Origin of the sequence: Saccharothrix australiensis, assembly GCF_003634935.1 — a bacterium.
Lineage (GTDB): Bacteria > Actinomycetota > Actinomycetes > Mycobacteriales > Pseudonocardiaceae > Actinosynnema > Actinosynnema australiense.
In genome coordinates this window covers 3,692,357-3,715,259 of sequence record NZ_RBXO01000001.1, presented here as the reverse complement: position 1 = coordinate 3,715,259, position 22,903 = coordinate 3,692,357, and the positions used below count along the sequence as shown (strand labels likewise).

19 protein-coding genes are annotated in these 22,903 nt (G+C 75.4%); 9 read left to right on the top strand and 10 right to left on the bottom strand.

The genetic code is table 11. The features are described from left to right. Positions 1-57: 57 nt before the first annotated feature. Positions 58-468, bottom strand: coding sequence for an ATP-binding protein (locus C8E97_RS16100; RefSeq protein WP_121006375.1), 411 nt, complete (start codon positions 466-468; stop codon positions 58-60). Between the two features lie 280 nt (positions 469-748). Between C8E97_RS16100 and sigK the strand changes: the two genes are divergently transcribed. The 4 genes from sigK (at position 749) to C8E97_RS16080 (ending at position 4,567) form a co-directional block, all read left to right on the top strand. Next, positions 749-1,345 carry an ECF RNA polymerase sigma factor SigK gene (gene sigK, locus C8E97_RS16095; protein WP_121006373.1) on the top strand — a complete coding sequence of 199 codons (597 nt, stop codon included), beginning with the start codon at positions 749-751 and terminating at the stop codon, positions 1,343-1,345. Further along, positions 1,342-2,121 (top strand): anti-sigma factor, encoded by a 780-nt coding sequence (locus C8E97_RS16090; protein WP_170211878.1) that lies wholly within the window; start codon positions 1,342-1,344, stop codon positions 2,119-2,121. The genes sigK and C8E97_RS16090 overlap by 4 nt, the downstream gene beginning before the upstream one ends. Before the next feature lie 35 nt (positions 2,122-2,156). Beyond that, positions 2,157-3,776 carry a molybdopterin-dependent oxidoreductase gene (locus C8E97_RS16085; RefSeq protein WP_121006369.1) on the top strand — a complete coding sequence of 540 codons (1,620 nt, stop codon included), beginning with the start codon at positions 2,157-2,159 and terminating at the stop codon, positions 3,774-3,776. Positions 3,777-3,892: 116 nt separating this feature from the next. Continuing rightward, positions 3,893-4,567, top strand: a complete 675-nt coding sequence (locus C8E97_RS16080) for a fasciclin domain-containing protein (RefSeq protein ID WP_121006367.1) — start codon at positions 3,893-3,895, stop codon at positions 4,565-4,567. Between the two features lie 84 nt (positions 4,568-4,651). On the opposite strand, the gene C8E97_RS16075 is transcribed toward C8E97_RS16080, so the two are convergent. Beyond that, positions 4,652-6,253 carry a carboxylesterase/lipase family protein gene (locus C8E97_RS16075; RefSeq protein ID WP_246018921.1) on the bottom strand — a complete coding sequence of 534 codons (1,602 nt, stop codon included), beginning with the start codon at positions 6,251-6,253 and terminating at the stop codon, positions 4,652-4,654. A gap of 434 nt (positions 6,254-6,687) precedes the next feature. Here C8E97_RS16075 and C8E97_RS16070 point away from each other — a divergent pair, with 434 nt between their 5' ends. Both C8E97_RS16070 and C8E97_RS16065 read left to right on the top strand, forming a co-directional pair. Next, positions 6,688-8,730 carry a hydantoinase/oxoprolinase family protein gene (locus tag C8E97_RS16070; RefSeq protein WP_121006363.1) on the top strand — a complete coding sequence of 681 codons (2,043 nt, stop codon included), beginning with the start codon at positions 6,688-6,690 and terminating at the stop codon, positions 8,728-8,730. Continuing rightward, positions 8,727-10,385, top strand: a complete 1,659-nt coding sequence (locus tag C8E97_RS16065) for a hydantoinase B/oxoprolinase family protein (RefSeq protein WP_121006361.1) — start codon at positions 8,727-8,729, stop codon at positions 10,383-10,385. Before C8E97_RS16070 ends, C8E97_RS16065 begins: the two co-directional genes overlap by 4 nt. A gap of 27 nt (positions 10,386-10,412) precedes the next feature. On the opposite strand, the gene C8E97_RS16060 is transcribed toward C8E97_RS16065, so the two are convergent. The 6 genes from C8E97_RS16060 to C8E97_RS16035 all read right to left on the bottom strand — a co-directional run bounded on the left by C8E97_RS16060 (position 10,413) and on the right by C8E97_RS16035 (position 17,211). Next, positions 10,413-10,631 carry a hypothetical protein gene (locus C8E97_RS16060; RefSeq protein WP_342776221.1) on the bottom strand — a complete coding sequence of 73 codons (219 nt, stop codon included), beginning with the start codon at positions 10,629-10,631 and terminating at the stop codon, positions 10,413-10,415. A 169-nt stretch (positions 10,632-10,800) separates the two neighbouring features. Further along, positions 10,801-12,270, bottom strand: a complete 1,470-nt coding sequence (locus C8E97_RS16055) for a PucR family transcriptional regulator (RefSeq protein ID WP_121006359.1) — start codon at positions 12,268-12,270, stop codon at positions 10,801-10,803. A gap of 76 nt (positions 12,271-12,346) precedes the next feature. Beyond that, positions 12,347-13,429: an S-methyl thiohydantoin desulfurase family protein gene (locus C8E97_RS16050; protein ID WP_121006357.1), complete on the bottom strand. Its 1,083-nt coding sequence runs from the start codon at positions 13,427-13,429 to the stop codon at positions 12,347-12,349. Positions 13,430-13,439: 10 nt separating this feature from the next. Beyond that, the gene (locus C8E97_RS16045) at positions 13,440-14,726 is read right to left on the bottom strand and encodes a hydantoinase/oxoprolinase family protein (protein ID WP_121006355.1); all 1,287 of its coding nucleotides are present in this window, start codon (positions 14,724-14,726) and stop codon (positions 13,440-13,442) included. 397 nt (positions 14,727-15,123) lie between these two features. Further along, on the bottom strand, positions 15,124-16,629 hold the full coding sequence (locus C8E97_RS16040) for an FAD-dependent monooxygenase (protein WP_121006353.1): 1,506 nt from the start codon (positions 16,627-16,629) through the stop codon (positions 15,124-15,126). A 21-nt stretch (positions 16,630-16,650) separates the two neighbouring features. Further along, the gene (locus C8E97_RS16035) at positions 16,651-17,211 is read right to left on the bottom strand and encodes a TetR/AcrR family transcriptional regulator (protein ID WP_121006351.1); all 561 of its coding nucleotides are present in this window, start codon (positions 17,209-17,211) and stop codon (positions 16,651-16,653) included. 311 nt (positions 17,212-17,522) lie between these two features. Here C8E97_RS16035 and C8E97_RS36500 point away from each other — a divergent pair, with 311 nt between their 5' ends. From C8E97_RS36500 to C8E97_RS36065, 3 genes are all read left to right on the top strand, one after another. Next, a complete protein-coding gene (locus tag C8E97_RS36500) occupies positions 17,523-17,651 on the top strand; it encodes a hypothetical protein (RefSeq protein ID WP_281275425.1) in 129 nt (42 codons plus the stop codon). Between the two features lie 97 nt (positions 17,652-17,748). Further along, a complete protein-coding gene (locus C8E97_RS16025) occupies positions 17,749-19,629 on the top strand; it encodes an asparagine synthase-related protein (protein WP_211347035.1) in 1,881 nt (626 codons plus the stop codon). 16 nt (positions 19,630-19,645) lie between these two features. Then, positions 19,646-20,350, top strand: a complete 705-nt coding sequence (locus C8E97_RS36065; RefSeq protein WP_121006347.1) for a lasso peptide biosynthesis PqqD family chaperone — start codon at positions 19,646-19,648, stop codon at positions 20,348-20,350. A gap of 105 nt (positions 20,351-20,455) precedes the next feature. Here the strand turns inward: C8E97_RS36065 and C8E97_RS16015 are convergent, their stop codons facing one another. Together C8E97_RS16015 and C8E97_RS16010 are read right to left on the bottom strand one after the other, a co-directional pair. Beyond that, complete coding sequence (locus tag C8E97_RS16015; RefSeq protein ID WP_121006345.1) at positions 20,456-21,322, bottom strand: hypothetical protein; 867 nt, start codon at positions 21,320-21,322, stop codon at positions 20,456-20,458. 173 nt (positions 21,323-21,495) lie between these two features. Continuing rightward, positions 21,496-22,899, bottom strand: coding sequence for an MFS transporter (locus tag C8E97_RS16010; protein WP_121006343.1), 1,404 nt, complete (start codon positions 22,897-22,899; stop codon positions 21,496-21,498). Positions 22,900-22,903 lie beyond the last annotated feature (4 nt).

The window sequence follows — 22,903 nt, the reverse complement described above, 5'->3', positions numbered from 1 at the left end:
TGCCCTGCGCGACCCGAGGTGTCCGCCGGAGAGGGCGTGCGGGTGCCGGCTCGCGGGTCAGACCTTCTCGCAGGGGATCGTGGCCCACACGGTCTTGCCGACCTTGCGGCTCTTGGTGCCCCACGCCTGCGCGATGCTGTCCACCATCACCAGGCCGCGGCCGCGGTGCTCGGAGATCGTCGACCGGCCCAGGATCGGCGGGTCCGAGGAGGTGTCGTCCACCTCGACCCGGACGCACCCCGGCCGCTCGGAGCGCACGAACCGGATCCGACGGGGCACCGCGCCGTGGTCGTAGGCGTTGGTCAACAGCTCCGTGGCGACCAGCATCACGTCGTACAACTCGTCCTCGGACAGGTCGCCCATCGCCTCCGCGACCCGTCGGCGCATCCCGGCGATGGAGCAGGGATCCTCCTGGAGGTCCAGCACCAGGTCGTCGACTCTGCACGCGGGCTCGTCACCGTGACCCATCGCGGCACTCCCCTCTCACCTCCGGCGCCCTTCCGCCGTGGGATTACCCGGCGGGCGCCGAGGGGTAACGCCCACTCGCGACGATCACCGTCACGGGTGAGGTCCGGCCGGTCGGCAATCCGATCGCCGACCGGCTCCGAAGCAGGGGTGACGCGCACCGCGCCGGGTGCCCGTCCTGCCCCGCGCGCCCCGGCGTGGTGGGGTTGACCTGGCATCGCGTCGATCCGGAGGTGAGGGTGCCGACGAACACCTGTCGAGGGCGGTCGACCGGGGAGGGGACGTGACGGGCAGCCGCGAGCGCGATCTCCGGGCCGTGCCCGACGTCCCGGCCGACGTGTCGACCGAGGAGCTGGTCGGGCGGGTGGCGCGCGGCGACGAGGGCGCGTTCGAGCGGCTGTACGACGCCGTGGCGGGCAAGGTCTTCGGCCTCGTCCTGCGGGTGGTGCGGGACCACGCCCAGGCGGAGGAGGTCACGCAGGAGGTGCTGCTGGAGGTGTGGCGCACGGCCGGTCGCTACGACCCGGCGCGGGGCAGCGCGCCGGCGTGGGTGATGACGATGGCGCACCACCGCGCGGTGGACCGCGTCCGGTCGGCCCGTGCCGCGACCCGGCGGGAGGACGCCGCCGCCCGGCGCGACGCCGAGACGCCCTTCGACGCGGTGAGCGAGCAGGTCGCCGCGCGGTTCGAGCGGCGGCAGGTCCGGCGGTGCCTGTCGACGCTGACCGACGTCCAGCGGGAGTCCATCCTGCTCAGCTACTTCCAGGGCCACACCTACCCGGAGACCGCCGCCCTGCTGGGCATCCCGTTGGGCACGGTCAAGACCAGGATGCGCGACGGGCTGATCAGACTCCGCGACTGCCTGGGGGTGACCCGGTGACCGACGACACCACGCGCGCCGAAGCGCACACGCTGATCGGCGCCTACGTGCTCGACGCCGTGACCGACGCGGAGCGCCTCGTGTTCGAGGAGCACCTCGCGGCCTGCTCCGGCTGCGCGCGGGAGACGGCCGAGCTGCGCGAGACCACCGCGCTGCTCGCGGACCCGACCGCCGCGGAGCCGCCCGCCGGGCTGCGGGACCGGGTGCTGGCGGAGGCCGCCCGCACCCCGCAGCCGCCGCCGATCGCCCGCACCCCGCAGCCGCCGCCGATCGCCGGCGCGCCGCCCCGCCGCCGCGCGTGGTCGCGCCGCGCGGGGTCGCTCGCCGCCGCGGCGGCGGTCGCGGTGGCGGTGACGCTGGGCGTGCAGGGCGTGGTGGGCGACCGGCAGTTCGAGCGGGAGCTCCAAGCCCTGCGCCAGGTCGAAGCCGACCGGGGCAGGCTCGTGGAACTGCTGGCCGCGCCGGACGCCGCGCTGGCGCGGGGCGAGGTGGCCGGTGGCGGCACGGGGACCGCGGTGGCGTCGGCGGCGAAGGGGCAGGTGCTGTTCCTGGCGCACGGCTTGGCGCGGCTGCCGGAGGACCGCGCCTACCAGCTGTGGCTGATCGACGACGCCGGGCCGCGCTCGGCGGGGCTGCTCCCGCCCTCGGGCGGGCAGCCGGGTCCGCTGCTGGCCGGTGGTTTCACCGGCGGTGAGGCCGTCGGCCTGACCGTCGAACCGCGTGGCGGGTCGGACCGGCCGACGACGCCGCCCGTCGTCGTCCTGCGGGTGGCGTGAGCAATCCACCGGCGCGCCGGCTCCGAACAGGTGCTGTGAAAGCATCCTTCGGCAAGCGGGGAACCGGGCCGGTGGCGCCGCTGTCGCGGTGGTCGGCCACCGCGGTCGGCCTGGTCTCGGTCGCCGCCGCGCTGGCGGCGGGACACCTCGTCGCCGCGCTGACCGACCCGTTCGCCTCGCCCTTCCTCGCCGTCGGCGACACCGCCGTCGACCTGACGCCGCACGCCGTGAAGGACTTCGCGATCCGAGCCTTCGGCGAGCACGACAAAGCGGCCCTCCTGGCGGGCATGGCGGCCGTCGTCGCCGGCGCGGCGGTGGTCGCGGGGCTGCTGTCCCGACGCGGCCCGCTCCCCGGCACGCTGGTGGCGGTGGCGCTCGGCCTGGTCGGCGTCGCGGCCGTGCTCGCCCGGCCCACCTCCGACGCGTTCGCCGCACTGGCCCCGTCGGCCGGGCTGGTCGTCGGCGTCGCCGTCTTCCGGTGGCTGCACCGGCTCGCACCTCGCCACCGGAACGGGCCGCCCGCCGGGAAGGCCGCGCATGAACAGACCACTGTGGACGGACCCGCCACCGGGCGGGCGGTCGCGGGCGCGGACCGCCGTCGGTTCCTGGTCGCCTCCGGCGCGGTCGCGCTGGGAGCGGGCGCGGCGGCGGTCGGCGGGCGCCTCGGCGGCGGTCGGGCCGACGTGGAGGCGACCCGCCGGTCCCTGCGCGCCGTCCCCGACGTGGGTGCGCCGCCCATCCCGCCGGGCGCGGACTTCGCCGCCGACGGGACGCCCGCGTTCATCACCCCGAACGCGGACTTCTACCGGGTCGACACGGCGCTGTCGGTGCCCGTGGTCCGGGTCCGGGACTGGCGGTTGCGCGTCCACGGCATGGTCGACCGCGAACTCGTGCTCACCTACGACGACCTGCTCGACCGCGAACTGGTGGAGCGGACGATCAGCCTGTGCTGCGTGTCCAACGAGGTCGGCGGCCCCTACATCTCCACCGCCGACTTCATCGGCGTCCGCCTCCACGACGTCCTCGCCGATGCGGGTATCCGGCCGGGCGCGGACCAGCTCGCCACCCGCAGCGTCGACGGCTGGACCTGCGGCACACCGGTCGAGGCCGTCCTGCGACCCGACAGCGGCGCGCTGCTCGCGATCGGCATGAACGGCGAGCCGCTGCCCGTCGAGCACGGGTTCCCGGTGCGCATGGTGGTGCCGGGCCTGTACGGGTTCGCCTCGGCGACCAAGTGGTTGGTCGACGCCGAACTCACCACCTTCGCCGCGTTCGACGCCTACTGGGTCCAACGCGGCTGGGCACGGCACGCGCCGGTCAAGACCATGTCGCGCGTCGACCGGCCACGGGCCTTCCAACAGGTGCCCGCCGGGCGGTTCGTCGCCGCCGGTGTCGCCTGGGCGCAGCGCAGGGGCGTCGACCGGGTCGAGGTGCGCCTCGACGGCGGCCCCTGGCGGGCGGCGACCCTGAGCCGGGAGGTCGGCGTCGACACCTGGCGCATGTGGCGGGCCGAACTCGACCTCCCGGCCGGTTCCCACACCCTGGAGGTCCGGGCGACGGACCGGACCGGGCACACCCAGACCGCCGACCGCGCCGAACCGGTCCCCGACGGCGCGACCGGGTGGCACACGATCGTCTTCACCGCCCGGCCCTGACCGGTCGGCGCGCCCGCTGTCCCGGATCGACCAATCCGACCGGACGGCAGCGCCGAATCACCGGTGACACCCCCGGAGCACACACCTCCGCGACAGTCCACAAAGGAGCAATCACCATGCGCAGCACCCGCTTCGCTTCCGTGGTCGGCGTACTCGCCGCAACACTGCTCGCCGCCGCCTGCGGAGGCGGCGGTGAGCAGGCCACCTCCACCACGACCACCTCCACCGCGACCACCTCCACCGCCACGACCGCCACCACGAGCACCGCCGGGACGAAGGCGGCGGGCGGCGGCGTCACCAGGACCGGTGACGTGTTCGGCGCGGGCTGTGCCGGTCTGCCCAAGGCGGCCACCGACGAAGGCTCCCTGGACGGCATGGTCGACGACCCGGTCGCCACCGCCGCGAGCAACAACCCGTTGCTCACCAAGCTCGTCGCCGCCGTCAAGGCCGCCGGCCTCGTCGACACCCTGAACAAGGCCGACGCCGGGTACACCGTCTTCGCGCCCTACGACCCCGCCTTCGAGGCCCTGGGCAAGGAGGCGCTCGACGCCGTGCTGGCGGACAAGCCCAAGCTCACCGGCATCCTGACCCACCACGTCGTGCCGCAGCGCATGGACCGCGACGGCATCCTGTCCGCCGCCACCCTCACCACCGTCCAGGGCGATGCCTTGAAGGTCTCGGGTTCGGGTGACGACATCACCGTCAACGGCGCGAAAGTCCTGTGCGGCAACATCCCCACCGCCAACGCCACGGTCTTCGTCATCGACAAGGTGATGATGCCCGCCTCCTGACCACCCGCCGGTCACCGGCCGGGACGGCGGAACGCGGTCCCGGCCACTCGCCTGCGGGCGGACGCGGGTACGCCGTCGTCCCCCTCATCGCGGGCGCGGTGCGATCCCGTCCCAGAAGTCGCAGTGGTGCTGGCGGGGTATCTCACCGGTCATCACGCTGTTCCCCGCCGGCAGCAGCGACATCACGCGTGGGTCGTCCGCGGTGTGCCGGGTCCACAGCGGCGTGCCGGTCACGGTGGGGTCGCCGGTGCGGGCGAACCCCGTCCACTGCGCCACGAGCTGGCGGCTGTAGGCGTTCTGGTTGGCGTTCCACAGGTCGTGGCCGGCGGCGTAGAGGAACACGTTCTCCGACACGTGGTACGCGCCGTTGGGCTTGGTCCGGTCGAGCCACGAGGCCGGCGGCGAGTCCGGGTTGTCGACCTGGTAGGCGAACACCGGCACGTGCTCGGCCAGCCTGCGCGCGAGGACCAGGGACGGGCACACCGAGTTGGAGTCGGCGACGACCGTGCGGTAGGCCAGGAACGCCGAGGGCTCGGGGAAGCGTTCCAGCGGGTACCGGGCGAACACCTCCGGCGCGTGCCGCCCGTACTGCTCCCGGACCAGCTCGCGGTACCGCTCCGGCGTGTCGGCGGGGTCCAGTTGCACGTCGTCGCGCGCCACGCCGGTCATCACGGGCACCTGGTGCAGTCGGCCGTCCTCGATGGCCTTCGCCGGTGCCACCGGTATGGTCCGGCCGTCCACGACCGGCGCGACGGTGCCGCTGTCCGGCGACAGGCCGTCCCCGGCCTGCGCCACCAGCTTGTCCACCGGCACCGCGCGCAGGCAGACCGCCACGTCCAGCGCGTCGCCGCAGCCGACCGCCGCGGCGAACCGCGCCGCCGCCTCGTGCGCTTCGCCCTGCGTGGGCCACCGTGACTTGCAGTCCTGCGCCTGCCACGAGGTGTTGTTGCCGAACAACGAGTTGTAGACGCCGCTCTGGATGATCCCCTTGTGGAACAACCCCCGCGCGCTGGGCGACACGAGCTGCGAGCACACGCTCGACCCGCCGGCCGACGCGCCGTAGATGGTGACGTTGCCGGGGTCGCCGCCGAACGCCGCGATGTTGCGGCGCACCCAGCGCAGCGCCTCCTGCTGGTCCTGCAACGCGTAGTTGCCCGCGTGCGGGCCGAACTGGGCCGCGGCGAGGAAGCCCATGATCCCGAGCCGGTAGTTGATCTCGACGCTGATCACGCGCCCGCTGGCGGCCGGCAGGCTGCCGTCGGCGGGGCCGAACAGCAGGAAGCCGCCGCCGTGGATCTGCACCATGACCGGGAGCGGCCGGTCGCCCGCGTCGCGCGGCACGCGGACGTTGAGGTTCAGGCAGTCCTCGGAGATCCGCGGCGAGGGCCGGCCGGGCTGCGGGCACCGGTCGCCCTGCTCGGTGGCCGCGAAGGTGTCCGCCCGTGGCGCGACCCGGACCGGGGGCCGCCAGCGCAGCTCGCCGACCGGCGGCTGCGCGAAGGGTATGCCGAGCCAGGACGTGACCCGTTCGCCCGCGAGGCCGCAGACCGGGCCGTCCGGTGTGGTGACCCCGGTGCCGGGCGAGCAGGGCGGCGGCGTGGCGGGGGTCGCGGACGTCGCGCCTCCGACCAGCAGCAAGGTCACCATCGCGAGGACCAGCGGGTGCGACCTCCGAGCCGTTTTCATGGACTCTCCCTGGGACGTCGGGGGCTCGGCCATCGTCACGAGCGCTGCTCGCGACGGTCAAGGCGCGTCGCCCGCCTGGCACTACGACATCGGTGTCGCCGCGGGTGCGCGTCCGACATGTGCCGGGGCGCGAGTCGGGGCGCGCAAGTCGGGTGCACGCGAGTCGGGGCGCGCGAGTCGGGGCGACCACACGAACGCCGGTCACCGCACGAGCGCGGCCGGCCACAGGTTGCCGGGCGACGCTGACCGGCCGGCACGACCGGCTTCGCCGCTCGGTCGTCCCCGGTGCGGGAGCCTCCGCGTGGACCGGGTGTGTGCGGCGCTACACCCCCGACCGGGCGCGGCGCACTGCCCGCCGCCCCCGGACTGGTCACCGCGCACAGCCGCCTCGACCCGGTCCCTCCTAGCTTGGCCCTCTGCCGAGAGGAGCGCTGATGAGCCGATACCGGGTCTCGATGGACATCGGTGGCACGTTCACCGATGTCGTCGCCTACGACGAGGAAACCGGGCGCTACCGGGCGACGAAGTCGTCCACCACCCCGCACGACCTCACGGAGGGCGTGTTCGCCGCCCTGACCGCGCTGGTCCCCGATCCGAGCGACATCTCGTTCATGGTCCACGGCACGACCCAGGGGCTCAACGCGTTCCTGGAACGCCGCGGCGTGAAGGTCCTGCTGCTGGCCACGGCCGGTGCGGGCGACACCTACCACATCGCCCGCGGCCCCCGGACGAGGCTGTACGACCTGCACTACCGCAAGCCCGAGCCGCTGCTGCCGCCGCGCGACGTGGTCGAGGTCGGCGGGCGGTTCGACGCCACCGGCGCCGAGCTGGTCCCGCTGGACGAGGAGGCGGTACGCGCCGCGGCGAAGCGCTACGCCGCCGAGGGGTTCGGCGCGATCGCCGTCGCCTACCTGTTCAGCTACGCCAACCCCGCCCACGAGCTGCGCACCCGGCAGATCCTGGAGGAGGAGCTGGGCGGCGACGTGACGGTGTCGCTGTCGCACCAGGCCGCCAAGGAGTGGCGCGAGTACGAGCGCACGTCGTCCGCGGTGGTGGAGGCGTACACCGGGCCCGTGATCCGCCGCTACCTCGCCCGGCTGGAGGAGAGCCTCGCCGAGCGCGGGCTGCGGGTGCCGCTGCACGTCATGCAGTCCTCCGGCGGCATCCTGCGCGCGGCCTCCGCCCGCCGCAGCCCGCTCCAGACCCTGCTGTCCGGCCCGGTCGGCGGCGCGGTGGGCGGTGTCGCGCTGGCCGAGGCGCTCGGCCGCCCGAACATGATCTGCGTCGACATGGGCGGCACCTCCTTCGACGTCTCCCTCGTCGTCGACGGCAAGCCGGACATCTCCCCGGAGGCGTCCCTGGAGGGCCTGCCCATGCTGATGAGCGTGGTCAACATCCACACCATCGGCGCGGGCGGCGGCTCGGTCGGCTGGGAGGAGGCGGGCGGCCTGCGCGTCGGCCCCCGGTCGGCGGGCGCGGCGCCCGGACCCGCCTGCTACGGCCGGGGCGGCGTCGAGCCCACCGTCACCGACGCGAACCTGGTGCTGGGCCGCATCGACGCCGACTGGTTCGCGGGCGGTGAGCTGGACCTCGACGTGCAGGCCGCCGAGCGGGCCGTGGCCGGGCTCGGGGAGCGGCTCGGGCTGGGCGCCGTGGCGATGGCGGAGGGCGTCTGCGACGTCGCGAACGCCAAGATGGCCCAGGCCATCCGCACCATCACGGTGTCGCGCGGCATCGAGCCACGGGAGTTCACGCTGGTGGCGTTCGGCGGCGCGGGGCCCATGCACGCGGTGTTCCTGGCGCGGGAGCTGGGTATCGCGGAGGTCGTGGTGCCGAGGTTCCCCGGCGCGTTCTCGGCGTGGGGGATGCTCCAGACCGAGATCCGCAAGGACTTCGTCGAGCCGTACTTCCACGTCGACGAGGACCTGGACCGCGCGGACGCCGCGCGCAGGCTCGCCGCCCTGGCCGAGGAGGGGCTGCGCGCGCTGGCCGACGAGGGCGTGCCGGAGTCCGGTCGCCGCGTCGAGCACGCGGTGGACGTGCGCTACGTGGCGCAGGAGTACACGCTCACCGTCCCGGTGCACGGCGCGGACGAGCCCGCCCGCGAGGACTTCGTCGAGGTCGTCGCGAAGCGGTTCGCGCAGCTGCACGAGGCCCGCTACGGGCACGCCAACCCCGGCGCGCCCATCGAGTTCGTCACCCTGCGCACCACCGCGTTCGGCGACCTGGGCCGGGCCGAGGCGGAGCGCCTGGCCGCCGGCGCCGGGGAGTTCCCGCACCGCGTGGCCCCGGTCGTCTTCGGCGGCGAGCCGCGGGACACCGTGGTCGTCCGCCGCGACGACCTCGCGCACGGCCACGCGTTCGACGGTCCCGCCATCGTGGTCGAGAGCACCGCGACCACCGTGGTGCCGCCCGGTTTCACCGTGTCGATCGACGCGATCGGCTCGCTGGTGGTGCGTGACGAGGAGAAGGCATGAGCATCGACCCGGTGGTCGTCGAGATCATCCGCAACGCGCTGACCTCGGCGGCCGACGACATGAACGCGACCCTCATCCGGTCGGCCTACACCCCGATCATCTACGAGTGCGGCGACTGCGTGGTGGCCCTGCTCGACGACGAGCACCAGGTGCTCGGCCAGTCCGCGGGCCTGCCGATCTTCCTGGGCAACCTGGAGACCTGCACGCTGGCCACCGAGCAGCGGTTCGGCCGGGAGGTGTGGCAGCCCGACGACGTCTGGATCCTCAACGACAGCTACCTGGGCGGCACGCACCTCAACGACGTCACCATCTTCGGTCCCGTGTTCGTGGACGGCGGGCTGGTCGGCTTCACCGCCACCCGCGCCCACTGGATCGACGTGGGCTCCAAGGACCCCGGCGGGTCGATGGACTCGGTGAACATCTTCCAGGAGGGGCTGCGGCTGGGACCGCAGAAGCTGGTGGAGGGCGGCCGGGAGGTGGCCGCGGTGATCGACACCATCGCCACCAACGTCCGCTTCCCGTACCCGACCAGCGGCGACATGCACGCCATGATCGCCACCATCAAGATGGGCCAGGCCCGGCTCGCCGAGATCGTGGGGCGCTGGGGCCTGGAGACGGTGCGCGCGGCGCGCGACGAGATCTTCGCGCAGACCGAGCGCTTGGAGCGCGAGGTGATCCGGGCCATCCCCGACGGCGTCTACCGGGCCGAGGGCTTCCTGGACAACGACGGCGTCGACCTGGCCACGCCGGTGCCGGTGAAGCTGGCGATCACGGTGTCCGGGGAGAGCCTGGAGTTCGACGTGACCGAGTCGGCCGACCAGACGGTCGGCCCGGTCAACTGCGGCACGGCGCAGACGGTGTCGGCGTGCCGGGTGGGGTACAAGCTGCTGGTGAGCCCGGACGTGCCGGGCAACGGCGGCTCGTTCCGGCCGATGACCGTGCGGGTGCGGGAGGGCTCGGTGTTCGGGGCGCAGGCGCCGGCCGCCTGCCAGTGGTACTTCTCCCACCTGGGCCTGCTGATCGACCTGGTCGCCAAGGCGCTCGCGCCCGCCATGCCCGAGCGCGTGGCCGCCGCGAGCCACGGCGACTCGATGATCGTGCTGCTGGCCGGTCGCGACGCGCGGCACGGCCGCGACTACGTGAGCCTGGAGGCCACGCTCGGCGGCTGGGGCGCGTGGGAGGGCTCGGACGGCGAGAGCGCGCTGATCAACAACGTCAACGGGTCGCTGAAGGACATCCCGATCGAGGTGTTCGAGACCCGCTACCCGTTCCGGATCACCGAGTACGCCATCCGGCCGGACTCGGGCGGCGCGGGCCGCTGGCGCGGCGGCAACGGCGTCGTGCGCGAGTACGTGGCCCAGCAGGACTGCACGGTGTCGCTGTGGTTCGAGCGCTCGACGACCCCGGCCTGGGGCCTGTTCGGCGGCTCGGACGCGGCGCCGCCGGAGGTCGTGATCAACGAGGGCCGGCCGGACGAGCGGCGGTTGCTGAAGTGCAACGGCCTGGCGCTCAAGGCCGGTGACACGATCCGCTGCGCCACGGGCGGTGGCGGCGGCTACGGCCCGCCCGCCGACCGCGACCCGGCGGCGGTGCGGGCCGACATCGCCGACGGGCACGTGACGCCCGAACGGGCGGCGGCGGTCCACGGGGTGTGACCCCGCGCCGAGGGGTGGCCCGCCCGGTCACCCCTCGGCAGCGCCGACGTGGTCGACAGCCGCGCGGATGTCCGCCGCGAGGTAGCCACGCACCCGCCGCACGCCATCCCCATCGGGTACGTACCGCCGCACCGGCCGGCACCCCGGCTCGCCCATCTCCCGGCCGAACGCGGTGGCCTCGACCTGCAACGCCTCGACCAGCTCGGCAGTGGGCACGAACTCCTGCTCGTCCCCGAGGTAGTCCACGACCGATGCCAACGGTTCGGGCAGTTCAACTGCCCACTCGCCCGTGGTTCCGCTCCCGAGCACCTGGACCGCGCGGAGGAGTCGACCGGCCGGGCGGCGGCCATCGCTCCGGAGGCACACGATCCGGGTACCCGTGACGCAACACGGCTCGACCCCCCGCGACGGCCCGTCACCGGGAGGGCGGCTGCGCGTTCAGCAGGGCGTAGCAGGCGATGTGCAGGGCCAGCCGCCGTTCCGGCACGTCGAGGTCGATCCCCTTGGCCCGCAACCGGTCCAGGCGGCCGATCACCGTGTTCCGGTGCACGCCCAGCCGTGCCCCCGCCTGCCCGGTCGACCCGCCGCAGTCCAGCACCGCGGCGATGGTCGCCACCAGCGTCCGCCCGTCCGGCGACTCGACCACCTCCCGCAGCGCCACGCCCGCCGCCGCCGCGACCTCCGCCACGGGCAGGCACGCCAGGACCACGCGCGGACCCAGGTCGGCGAAGCACTGGACGCGGGAGCCCTCGACGCGGCCCGCCAGGGCGGCGGCCAGCCCCGCCTCGGTCAGCGAGCGGCGCAGGCCCGGCAGGTCGCGGCCCGCCCGCCCGACGCCGGCCGCCAGTGCGACGGGCGCGGACAGGCGGGACAGACCCCTCTCCACCGCGCGGGCCACTCCCCCCGGCGTGACCTCGTCGCCGGTCCACCACGTCACCCACCCGTCGGCCGTGGGTATCAGCGGACGGGTGTGGAAGGTCTCCTGCCAGTGCGCGACCAGGCCCGGTGTCGCGTCCGCGACGGGCACGCCCTCCGCCCGCAGCGCCACGGCCACGTGGTTCCCCGTCGGCCGCCAGCCCGCGTCCGCGGCGGCCTGCTCGGCCTCCGGCGACGGCTCGTCGCGCAGCAGGGCCGCGAGGATCAACTGGTCCTTGGCCACGCGGTCGGCCAGCGCCAGGCGGCTGCGCGCGACCGCGGCGGCCAGCGGCGCCCTCGCCAGTTGCAGGATGGTCCGGACCACCTCGACACGACCGGGCGAGTCGGTGGACAGCCGCGCGACCAGTTCCGCCCACGGCCGGCCGTCCGGTCCCGGCACCGGCACGCGCAGCACGGGATCGGTGGCGGCGGCGGACCGCCCCGCCAGCACCCGGCCGTCGGTGCCCAGCAGCGCCGCCGACACACCGGGCACCTCCGCGTTGACGACGCCGACGATGCCGCGCAGGCCGCCGCGCTCGCCGAACAGCTCGGCGCACCGGGCGGTCAGCACGGCGCGGGCGGCGGACGGGCTCGCGATCGCGCCCGCCAGGTCCAGCGCGTACCGGGCGGGGTCGTCGGACACCGTGAACAGGGCCACCCGCAGGCGTTCCGCGAGCTGCACGGTCGACGCGGGCACGCCGACGTCCTCCGGGGCCACCACGCAGGACGCGCCGCGCTCCCACGCCAGGCGCAGCGCCGACTCCACCGCCCAGACGCCGTGGGCCGCCGCGTGGTGCAGGACGATGGCGGTGTGGGGGCGGCAGCGGCGGACCTGGTCCAGCTCGCCGACCAGCTCCACCACCGACACCCGGCGGTCCAGGTCCGCGGTGACCAGGGCGCGGGCCCGGCCCAGGGGTCCGTAGTGGACCAGCTCGGCCACGGACAGCTCTTCCCGGACGCGGCTGCTCACGGCGCGCTACCTCCGCGGTGTCCACCGATCCGGGAAAGCCGGTGCGCGACAAGGGGTTCCCCGGTGGATGGCGCGCTCATCGCCCGTCACCCTGCCGCGGGTGCCCGACCGGGAAGCCGAACGCGCCGGGACCCGCGAGCCGCAGACCTTCGGGCGTGTGCCAGATCGGGGCGGCCGGCACCACCAGCACGTCGACGTGGTCGCCCACGGCGACGCTGCCGGGGTCGAGGACGCGCCGTTCCCGCCGGTCCAGCAGGCACAGCAGGTCCGGCACCGCCGCGGCGACCGCGCCGTCGACGGTGGCCAGCAGGAACTCGTTCCGGGCCTCCAGCCTGATCAACCGCCCGCCGCCGGCGTGCTCCACGATCGCCACGCTGACCGGGTTCGCGGGCAGCCCCGAGCCGGCGGGCCGGGTGTCGTGCGACAGCTCCACGACCCGGCCGCCGCCCAGCGGCTTCGCGCCCAGCACGCGGGCCAGGTCGTCCAGCATCGCGGTGTGGTCGGCGACGGTGCGCAGGACGCGGCCGACGTCGACGAGCCTGCTCACCGCGCCGGGGATGGCCGCACCCGGCAGGCGGCCTGCGGTGGTGGGGTTCAGGGCGCACAGCATCCAGCCGCCCGCGGTGTTCACGGCGGCCCGGAGCAGCGGGTCGGCGCGGGTGCCGACCGCGTCCACCACGACCACGTCGCCCGCCGCGCCCACCGCGGCCAGCGGCGTCAGCGGCAGCCCCGCCAGGGCGTAGGTGCTCTGCTGGATCAGCGGGAGCACGCGCCCCATCCCGTCGCAGTCCACCAGCGGCAGGCCCGTCATCGCGGCGGCGGCGACGGGGAACAGCGCGTTCACCGTCGCGGCGGCCAGCGGCAGCACCGCCCGCAGGGCGTGCCCGAGCCGGGCCTCCAGCGCCCGCACGGCGCGTTCCGGCTCGTCGCCCGCGGGCGGCAGCTCCGCGAGCGCGGTCACCGAACCCACCACGGCGATCGCCGCGCACGGGCTGTCCGGCGGCAGGTCCGCCGCGTCGACCAGCGGCACCGGGCCGTGCCGGTCCAGCAGCTCCGCGACCCAGTCCAGGCAGCCGTCCACGACGAACCCGCTGGACGCGCTCAACAACCCGCTGCCCGCCAGCAGGGCGGGCAGGTCGGCGGCCGACAGCTCCCTCACGACGCGCCCCTCACGACGCGCCGGTCGCCCGGACGTGCAGGCGGTAGACGCCGCTGCGCAGGTAGGCCACCGGCCGGGCGGTGGACTCCACGACCCTGGCCTCCTCACCCGGCGCCGCGCCACTGGTGGCCACCACGGTCAGCGCCCGCTGCCGGACCCGCTCGCGCAGCCGGTCCAGCTCGTCGGCGGTCTCGGCGGTCGCGACGACGTCCAGCCACGCGCCCGCGCGTGCGCACGCCGCGCCGACCGCGCCGGGGTCGGCGGCCGGCCGGACCACCACCGGCGTCCACCCGCCGCCCGCGAGCAACCCGGCCGCCACGTCCTCGGCGTCGTCGGGCACGACGACCACGGCGCGTTGCGGCTCGTGCCCGGCGAGATCGGCCGCGACCGCCGCCACCGCCCCGGCGGGCCACCCGGTCAGCGCCGGCCGGGGCGCGGCCAACCGCACGCCGTGCGGCCCGGCCAGGTCGGGTTCCACCCGCGGCAGGCCGTCGCGCACGTGCCCGACGGCGATCTCCTCCCGTCCCACCAGGACCACCGCGGCGTCGGCCGCCCCGCCCAGGACCGCCGCGCCGGACAGCCGGGCGGCGTCGCCCGCGCCCAGTCCCAGCACGGGCAGCGAGCGCAGCCGCTCCGCCGACACCCGCCCGCCCTCGCCGGTGACGAACCCGCAGGTCACCTCGCCCGGCAGGGCGGCGGTGGCCGCCGCGCACCGGTCGACCAGCTCGTCGGCGACGTCCAGCAGCGCGGCGTTGAGCACGGTGGCCGCCTCCCGCTCCAGCAGGCCGGGTCCGCCCACCTCGCAGGACAGGCACAGGCGCAGGCCGGGTCGGCGGGCGAGCACCCTGGCGGCGACCTCCCGCTCGTGGTCGGCCCGGCCCACCGCACCGGTCGCGGTGATCGCGAGGGTGTCCAGGCCGCCCGCGGCGGCCAGCTCGGCGGCCCGGCCCGCGTCGAGGTCCAGCGGCGCCAGCTCCGCGCCGAACAGGTCGTGCCCGCCGGTGACGCGGGCGCGCCAGCCGACCAGCGCGCGCACCAGCGCCGACGGGTGCCCGTCGAGCGCGGCGGCGCGCGTGACGCCGGGCAGCACCCGCACCGCCGCGACGCGGCCCGTCACCGACCCGAGCGAGGCGTCCAGCACGGCGGAGACGTCCCAGGTGACGGTGTCGACCCGCCGCCCGCCCGCCAGCCGCGCGGGCAGCTCGTCCGGCGCGCCGGAACCCGCCGCGACCAGCGCGCCGCCGTCCACCAGCGCGCCGTGCGCGAGGTCGGGCGTCAACCGCACACCGATCCGCACCGACTGCCTCCCGCTCGACCCCGCCGCACCCGGCCCGCGCCGCCGCCCCGGCCGGGCGGTGGGGCGGCGACCGGTCGGGACCGGACCCCGATCATGCTCCGCCGCACGTGCCCGCGCCGAGCCGGCTCGGCGGTCCGCGTCACCCCGGCGGTCCGCGTCGGCAGGTGGCGAGCGCTGCGAACCACGATGCCTCCCGACCGACCAACCCACCGACCGCGCGTCGTCGCCGCCCGGAACGGCGCGAGCGCCACTGTAGGAACGCGTGCCCGCCGGCGCTGTGCACGGCGCACACCCGTCACCCGATCGACTGTGCGCGGCGGCCTGTCCCGTCCCGACGTCGCCCCCGCCCGCGACACCGCCGAGCACGGCCACCACGCGGCCGGCTGCCGGCCTCGCGTCAGAGCCCCAGCCCGCGCAGGTACCCGCGAACCCGTTCGGCGTCGGGGGTGATCAGCCCGACGTGGCCGTCGGGCCGGACGAGGACGTGGGTTCCCCCGGGCACGTCGTAGGCGCGGGCCGCGTGCCCGTCGGTGTCGAGGAGGTCGCCACCGCGCGCGGCCACCGAGCAGGCGTGCACGCCGGGCCCGAGGTCGGCGACCGGCGCGGCCCCGAAGGTCAGCGACGTCCAGCGCGGCCCCCGGAAGACCTCGAACAGGCGCGTCCGGCCGCCGAGCGGGGTGCGCAGCGGGGCGTCGGGCGCGCGGTCACCGGCGTGCAGGCGTCCCCGCTCGACGCGGTCGTCGACGGCGAGCGGGCCGCCGCGGTAGGTGATGTCGAGCTGGTGGATCGAGGGCGCGGACCCGGCGGGCGCGGTCGTCGCCCGGAACCCGCCGCGGTGCAGGGCGGTGCTGACGTCGAGCACCTCCGCCGCCACCGGGAACCGCTCCTCGTGGTAGCTGTCCAGCAGGGCGTCCGGCGCGCCGCCCAGCACGGCGGCGAGCTTCCAGCCCAGGTTGTACGCGTCCTGGACGCTGGTGTTCAGCCCCTGGCCGCCTGCCGACGAGTGCACGTGCGCGGCGTCGCCCGCCAGGAGCACCCGGCCGACCCGGAACCGCTCGGCCAGGCGGACGTTGATCCGGTACAGCGAGATCCACCGCAGGTCGTGCAGCCGGATGTCGGTGCGGCCGGACCGCTCGTCCAGCATCCGCCGCACCGCGGCCAGGCCCGGCTCGGGCTCGTCGCCGGGGTCGACCGCCGCGACGAACTGGAAGTGGTCGGAGCCGGGCAGGTTCCACAGCGAGAACCGCTTCGCCAGGTCGCCGCCGGTGAACATGTGGCAGAAGTTCCCCTCCACCCCGTCCGCGCGGACGTCGCCGATCAGCGTCCGCTCGGTGTCGTGGGTCGTGCCCGCGAACGGGATGCCGGCGTGCTTGCGCACGAAGCTGCGCCCGCCGTCCGCGCCGACGAGGTAGTCGGCGCGCACCCGCTCGTCCCGCCCGGCGTGGCGCAGGGTCGCGACGACGCCGTCGTCGTCCTGGTCGAACCCGACGAGCTCGGTCGACCGCTCCACCCGGCCGCCCAGCTCCTCGAACCGACCGCGCAGGATCGCGTCCGTCCGCCACTGCGGGATCAGCCACGGCAGCGGGTACGGCACGTCGGGCGAGCGCCTCGGCAGCTCGGTGCCGAGCACCTCGTCCAGTCCGCGCTCCCACAGGATCTTCGTCCCCGAGTACATCCGGAAGGCCGGGAACGGCGCACCGCCGTCGAGCACGGCGTCGAGCACCCCGAGGTCTTCCAGCACCTCCAGAGTGCGTGGTTGCAGGCCCTTGGCGCGCGAGCCGGGGAACGGCTCCGCCGCCTTGTCGACGACCCGGCAGTCGACGCCGCGGCGGGCGAGTTCGACGGCGAGCGTCAGGCCGCTGGGCCCCGCGCCCGCGATCAGGACCGGCACGTGGTCGGGCATCCCCGGTGTTCCCCCATCCGTTCAGGAGTTGATCAGCGGCAGCAGCACGCGGTCGACGACCCGCTCGATGAACGCGTCGTCGAACGGCCGGTCGATGGTGAGCTGCCGCAGGATGAGCGCCTCGGCGACGTCGTGCACCAGCGTGGTGTCGACGTCGGCGGGCGCCTCGCCGCGGGCGACCGCGCGCCGCAGGCAGGCCGTGAAGGGCGACAGCTCGTCGTCCTCCTGGTGCTCGTGCAGCGCGGCGGCCAGCGCCGGGTCGTACCTGGCGGCGCTGATCAGCGCGTTGAGCAGGGCGAGGTAGCGGTCGGTCGCCTTGTCCCGCAGGGCTGCCAGCACCGCGACGAGGTCGCCGCGCAGCTCACCGGTGTCGGGGATGACCAGGTTGAAGCCGGCGTCGTAGGCGTCCAGCGCCGCCTTCACCAGCTCCGCCTTGTTGCGCCAGCGGCGGTAGATCGTGGCCTTGCTGGCGCGTGCCCGCGCGGCCACCGCGTCGACGGTCAGCGCCTGGTAGCCGACCTCGCCCACCAGGTCCGTGGTGGCGTCGAGGATGGCCCGCTCGCGCGCCTCGCCCCTCATCATCGACCTCGCTCCGTAGTGTACGAAACCGTACCGTACACCACGGGCACCGGTATCGCCGAGTCCCGGCCGGCACGAGCCCCGACAGGCGGCGCGACATCGTCCGGACCGGACGATGAGGCGGCGCGGCTCGCCCGGTTCGCCGGTCCCGGGGCGACCTCACACGGAACGGGTTCGTCCGAGGCGCTGCTCGCCCGGTCGGGTAGTCGGACGGGTGGTCGTCGGCAGGAGCGTTGCCGCGCACCGGGGTCCGCCCCATCGTGGAGGCGCAGGCGATGGTCGGCCGGACCATCCGATCCAGCAGGGAGACCAGCGTGGAAACACGACCTGAGCGCTACGTGCCGCCCGTGGCGGCCAAGGCGGGCCAGTTCGCCCGCGACACCTTCGGCGCGTACAAGAAGGGTAAGCGGGACAACGGCCGCGAGGGTTACCGGCCACGTTGACGAGCAACGGCCGCCCCCAAGTCCCTTGCCCGTCGCACGACGGGTCATACGTGTGACGACACCGCACTCCCGGCGCATCCCGCCGGGAGTGCGGTCGATGACAGCGAGGTCGTTCATGTACGGGCTGACCGACAGCCTCGTCGTCCTGCCGGACTCACCGGGCGGGGAGCGCGCGAGCCGACGGGTGCCGCACCGCGCGCCCCAGGTGGTCGCGCACCCGTCCGGGCGGCCGTGGCTGGTCGGGCGGTGGGCGGCGGACGAGCTGGTGGTGGGCGGTGCGGGCGACGTGCGGATCGCCGCGTTCGGGCGCTGCCCGGTCGACTCCGCCCGCCTGGCCGAGGCGGCGCGCCGGGTGGGTCGACCGGCCGACCTGGACGCCTTGGCCCGGACGTTGCCGGGCAGCGCGCACCTGGTGGCCTCGGTCGCCGGGCGCGTCCGCTTCCAGGGCACCGCCACGGGTTCGCGGCCGGTGTTCACCGCCCGCCTGGACGGCGTGACCGTCGCGAGCGACCGGGCGGACGCGCTGGCCGCGATGATCGGTGCCGAGCCGGACGAGGACCTGCTCGCGGTGCACGTCGCGTGCGGGCCGCTGGTGCCGCCGCTGAGCGAGCGCGCTTGGTGGCGCGGGGTGCACCGGGTCCCGCCGGACCGCTACCTCGACCTCGCGCCCGACCGCGCGGGCACCGTCCGCTGGTGGACGCCGCCGGACCCGGTCCTCCCGCTGCGCGTCGGCGCCCGACGGGTGCGCGAGGCGTTGCGGGAGGCCGTGGCGTGGCGGAGGCCGGCGCACGGGCGGCTGTCCGCCGACCTCTCCGGCGGGATGGACTCCACCTCGCTGTGCTTCCTCGCCGCCGAGCACACGCCCGACCTGCTCACCTTCCGCCGGACCGAGGGCGGCGCGACCAACGACGACCCGCGCTACGCGGCGGAAGCGGCGCGAGCGCTGGACCGGGCCGAGCACCTCGAACTGCTGGACGACGACGGTCCGCCGGTGTTCGCGCCGCCGTACTCGCTGCCCGACACCGAAGCGCCGCACGCCTTCGTCCGGGGTCTGAACGGCACCCGGTTCCAGGTGCGGTGGCTCGTCGGGCACGGCGCCACCCTGCACCTGGCCGGGCACGGCGCCGACGAGTTGTTCACCGGCGGCGCCGCCTACCTGCACACCCTGATCCGGCGTCGGCCGCTGACGGCGCTGAAGCACCTGCGCGTGCACCTCGCGCTGGGCCGGTGGCCGCTGCTGCCCACCCTGCGCGCGCTCCTGGACCACCGCGACGTGCGCTCGTGGTGGCGCGACAGTGCCGACTCCCTCACCGGCCCGCCACCGCCGCCGGACAACCCGCGCCTGGGCTGGGCCGACCCGTTGAGCCGTTCGCCGTGGGCCACCGCCGACGCGGTGGGCACGGCGCGCCGGGTGCTGCGCGAGGTCGCCGCCGAAGCCGTGCCGGCGGCGGGCGACCGCGGTCGGCACGAAACGCTGAGCTGCCTGCGTTCCGCCGGACCGGTGCTGCGGCAGGTGGTACGCGACCACGCCGCCGAGGGGCTGCGCCTCGACCTGCCCTTCCTGGACGACCGGGTCGTGGAGGCCGCGCTGGCGGTCCGACCGCACGAGCGGAACGACCCCTGGCGCTACAAGCCCCTGCTGGCGGAGGCGATGCGCGGCCGCGTGCCGGCCGCCGTCCTCGACCGGCGCACCAAGGGCGACTACGAGGAACTGGTCCTCCGCGCCCAGCACCGCCACATCCCCGACCTGCTCGACCTGTTCGCGGACTCGGCGCTCGCCGCACGCGGGCTGATCGACGTCGACGCGTTGCGCGCCGGCCTGTACGCCCAACAGGGCACCGCGCTCGACGACGTGTCGCCGAACCTGGAGATGACGCTCGGCTGCGAGATGTGGGTGCGCGAAACCCGCGCCGTCCGGCCCGCGGACCCGGTGCCGACCGGCCCACCGCCCACCGACACCCGGTTCCCGGTGGGTTGACCGAGGGAGGTCCGAGATGAGCACGCCCTACGCCCCACCCGAGCGGGTGCGGCTCGCCCCGCGCACCCGGCTGTCGGCCCTGGCGGCCGTCGCGGTCGCCGCGCCGCTCACCCGCCTGCCGCCGAAGGTGTTGCGCGCGGTGCTGGCGCTGGCCAGTCGCGGTGCCCGCGCGGCGACGGCCGCGCAGGCGTCCGCCGCCCGCGAGGCGGTCGTCGCGAGCAGCCTCCGCTGCGCCGTCAACGGATGCCTGCAACGGTCGATCGCGACGGCGTTGCTGTGCCGTGCGCGGGGCACGTGGCCCACCTGGCGCCTGGGTGCGCGCACGACGCCGTTCGGCGCGCACGCCTGGGTGGAGGCCGAAGGCCGGATGATCGACGAACCGCTGCCCGACGGCTACTACGTCCCGCTGATCACCGTCGGCCCGCCGACGCCGGGCAGCACCTGCCGCGAGCGCACCGCCGGGATACTGCGGCTGCACCACGACGCGCTCAGCGCGGAGACCGACGACGGCGCCGTCCTGCTCAACCAGCGCACCGGCGACTACTGGCAGCTCAACCACACCGGGGTCGACACCCTGCGCAGGCTCCTCTCCGGACAGACCCCCGACGACGCCGCCGAGCACTACGCCGCCCACTACGACATCGACCCGGCCCTGGCACACCGCGACATCCTGGCGATGACCGACCGACTGCTCGACGCCGGCTTCCTGACCAGGACGTGACCGCGCACCGCACCACGGGCGCGCACAGCGCCGCGGCGCGCTCCACCGGTCGGCACCGGCCTCGGCGGCGTCACCGGACGGGCCGAGGCCGGTGCGGCGCACCCGTCACGGCTCCCGCCCGCCGGCCAGCTCCACCAGACCCGGCCGGTCGAGTACGTCCAGTCGCTGCCCGTCGGGCGACTCCGAACGCCTGACCAGTCCCTTCCGCTCCAAGTGCCCCAACGCCTTGCGCAGCTTCTCCGTCACCAACGAGCCCTTGCCCTTGGCCGCGAACTCCGCCCTCTCCCCGGACGCCAGGACCGGCGCGACCGCCCTCTTCCACGCGGGCAGCAACGCGGCACGCGACACCGACGCCGCATCACCCGCCACGTCCAGGATGATCCCGGCCAGCACGCGCCCGAAGTCGTCCTGCCGCGTCGCGTGGCGCCCGACCAGCTCCTCCACCGACGTGCGCCCCGCGCCACCGGGCGTGCCGGGCACCTCCAGCGCGCTCAACCGCTCCCACAACGCCCGGTCGGCCGCGCTGGGCTCGACGCCGGCGGCGAGCACGGCCGACCGGTGGGCGTCGATGGCGGTGCCCAGGGCGAGCACCAGGTCCGCCAGCTCGTCGCGCACGTCGTCGCCGCGCAGGCGGCGCGCGGCCTGCGCGATCAGCCGGTGGTGCTCGCGCAGCAACGTCTCGAAGTGCGCGGTCTTCGTGGCCCGTGCGGCTTCCTCGGCCGCCTCGCGCCGGTACTCGGCCTCGGTGATCTCGCCTGCCGACACCCGCGCACGCGCGGTCGCGCGCTCGGCCGTGCGGTGCGCGCGCGCCACCGCGATCCGGTCGAGCATCGCCCGGATCACCCGGTCGGTCTGCTCGACGTGGGTGTCGGCGGCCAGCAGCCGCCACGCCTCGGCGTCGCGGCCGCGCAGCGCGGCGTTGATGTAGCGGTCGGCGGCCTGGTCGTCGTCGGGCTCGTAGGGCAGCGTCATGTGTCCGTCCTCGGTGGTGGGCGTGCGGACCCGCGTGGGGACGACAGGGCCGGTGACAAGGGTGCCCGTACCGCCGCGAGCAGGTGATGCCGGGGTCGCGTCCGCGGTCCGACGCACCGGGTGCGGACCGTTGGATTCGGCTCCCCGCAACCACTCCCGCCGCCCGGACGTCCTCAGCCACCGACTGGCCGCACCCCGTTCCAGCGCCCGAACGCGCCGCGTCCCACAGCGACGATCACGGCGAGCGCGGCCACCGAGCTGCCGACGAGCAGCAGCATCGCCGCGTGGTGACCGGCCTCGAACCGCGTCTCGCCGCCGAACGCCCGGAACACCGACATCCCCGCCGCGAGCCCGACCGCGCCGCCGAAGTTGTGGAACGTCCAACTCGCGCCGACCGCCAGCCCGGACAGCCGGGGCGGAGCCGAGGACAGCGCCGCGACCGCCGCCGGCCCGAGCACGGTGGCCCACCCCACTCCCATGAGGACGAACGCGAGGACGACCACGCCGATCCCGCTGCCTGCGTCCAACCGGGACTGGCAGAACGCCGACACCGCGAACGCGGCGAACCCGAACGACAGCACCGGAAGCGGGCCGACCCGGTCCACCACGCGGCCCACCACCGGTGAGAGCACCGCGACGGTGGCCGTGGCGGGCAGCATCAGCAGGCCGACCGCCGTGTCGTCGTGGTGGCGCACGACACCCAGGTACAGCGGCATGAGGAACAGCGCGGTGGTGTAGAAGAAGCCGAGCGCGGACTCCGCGACCACCGCGCCGAGGAACAGCCGGTCGCCGAACAGCCCGAACGGGATCAGCGGGTGCTCCGCCGCCCGGTCGACGAGCACGAACGCCACCAGCGCCACCGCCCCGACGGCCAGCGCGCCGCACACCTGCCAGGAGCCCCAGCCGAAGGTGTCGTTGAACGTCAGGCCGAACACCAGCCCCGAGACGCCGACGGCGAGCAGCGCCACCCCCGGCCAGTCCGGCCGGACGGCGGCACCGCGCGACTCGGTCACGCTGAACGCGCAGATGCCCAGGGCCGACAGGACCGCCGGCACGTTGACGAGGAAGATCCAGTGCCAGTCCAGCGCCCCGACCAGCACCCCGCCGAGCACCGGACCCACCGCCAGGCCGAAACCGTTGACCGCGAACAGCGTGCCGATCGCCTTCCCCCGCCGGGCCGCCGGGAACGCGTCGGACACGATCGTGCTGGAACTCGTGTAGAGCACCGCGCACGCCGCGCCCTGGAGGAACCGGAAGAGCACCAGGAGCCGGAAGTCCGTCGCGCAGCCCGCGCCGAGCGACGCCAGCCCGAACAGCGCGGTGCCGAGCTGGAACACCTTGCGGCGGCCGAAGACGTCGGCCAGCCGGCCCGCCGCCACCATGAACGCCGACAGCGCGACCACGAAGACGTTGACGACCAACTGCGTCTGCGCCACCGTCGTCCGCAGGTCCCTCCCGATCTCCGGGGCGGCCGTGCTGACGATCGTCAGGTCCACGCACCCGAGGAAGCTGACGATGCCGACCCCGGTCAGCGCCCACCACTTCCGGCTGCCCCGCTCCCGCACCACCCGTCGCATGGCT

Bases quoted from the DNA above. Each gene is read 5' to 3' on its own strand.
- C8E97_RS16080 (WP_121006367.1), top strand. From the start codon at position 3,893: ATGCGCAGCACCCGCTTCGCTTCCGTGGTCGGCGTACTCGCCGCAACA.
- C8E97_RS16025 (WP_211347035.1), top strand. From the start codon at position 17,749: ATGACAGCGAGGTCGTTCATGTACGGGCTGACCGACAGCCTCGTCGTC.
- C8E97_RS36065 (WP_121006347.1), top strand. From the start codon at position 19,646: ATGAGCACGCCCTACGCCCCACCCGAGCGGGTGCGGCTCGCCCCGCGC.
- C8E97_RS16015 (WP_121006345.1), bottom strand. From the start codon at position 21,322: ATGACGCTGCCCTACGAGCCCGACGACGACCAGGCCGCCGACCGCTAC.
- C8E97_RS16100 (WP_121006375.1), bottom strand. From the start codon at position 468: ATGGGTCACGGTGACGAGCCCGCGTGCAGAGTCGACGACCTGGTGCTG.
- C8E97_RS16075 (WP_246018921.1), bottom strand. From the start codon at position 6,253: ATGAAAACGGCTCGGAGGTCGCACCCGCTGGTCCTCGCGATGGTGACC.
- C8E97_RS16010 (WP_121006343.1), bottom strand. From the start codon at position 22,899: ATGCGACGGGTGGTGCGGGAGCGGGGCAGCCGGAAGTGGTGGGCGCTG.
- C8E97_RS16070 (WP_121006363.1), top strand. From the start codon at position 6,688: ATGAGCCGATACCGGGTCTCGATGGACATCGGTGGCACGTTCACCGAT.
- C8E97_RS16040 (WP_121006353.1), bottom strand. From the start codon at position 16,629: ATGCCCGACCACGTGCCGGTCCTGATCGCGGGCGCGGGGCCCAGCGGC.
- C8E97_RS16035 (WP_121006351.1), bottom strand. From the start codon at position 17,211: ATGATGAGGGGCGAGGCGCGCGAGCGGGCCATCCTCGACGCCACCACG.
- C8E97_RS16065 (WP_121006361.1), top strand. From the start codon at position 8,727: ATGAGCATCGACCCGGTGGTCGTCGAGATCATCCGCAACGCGCTGACC.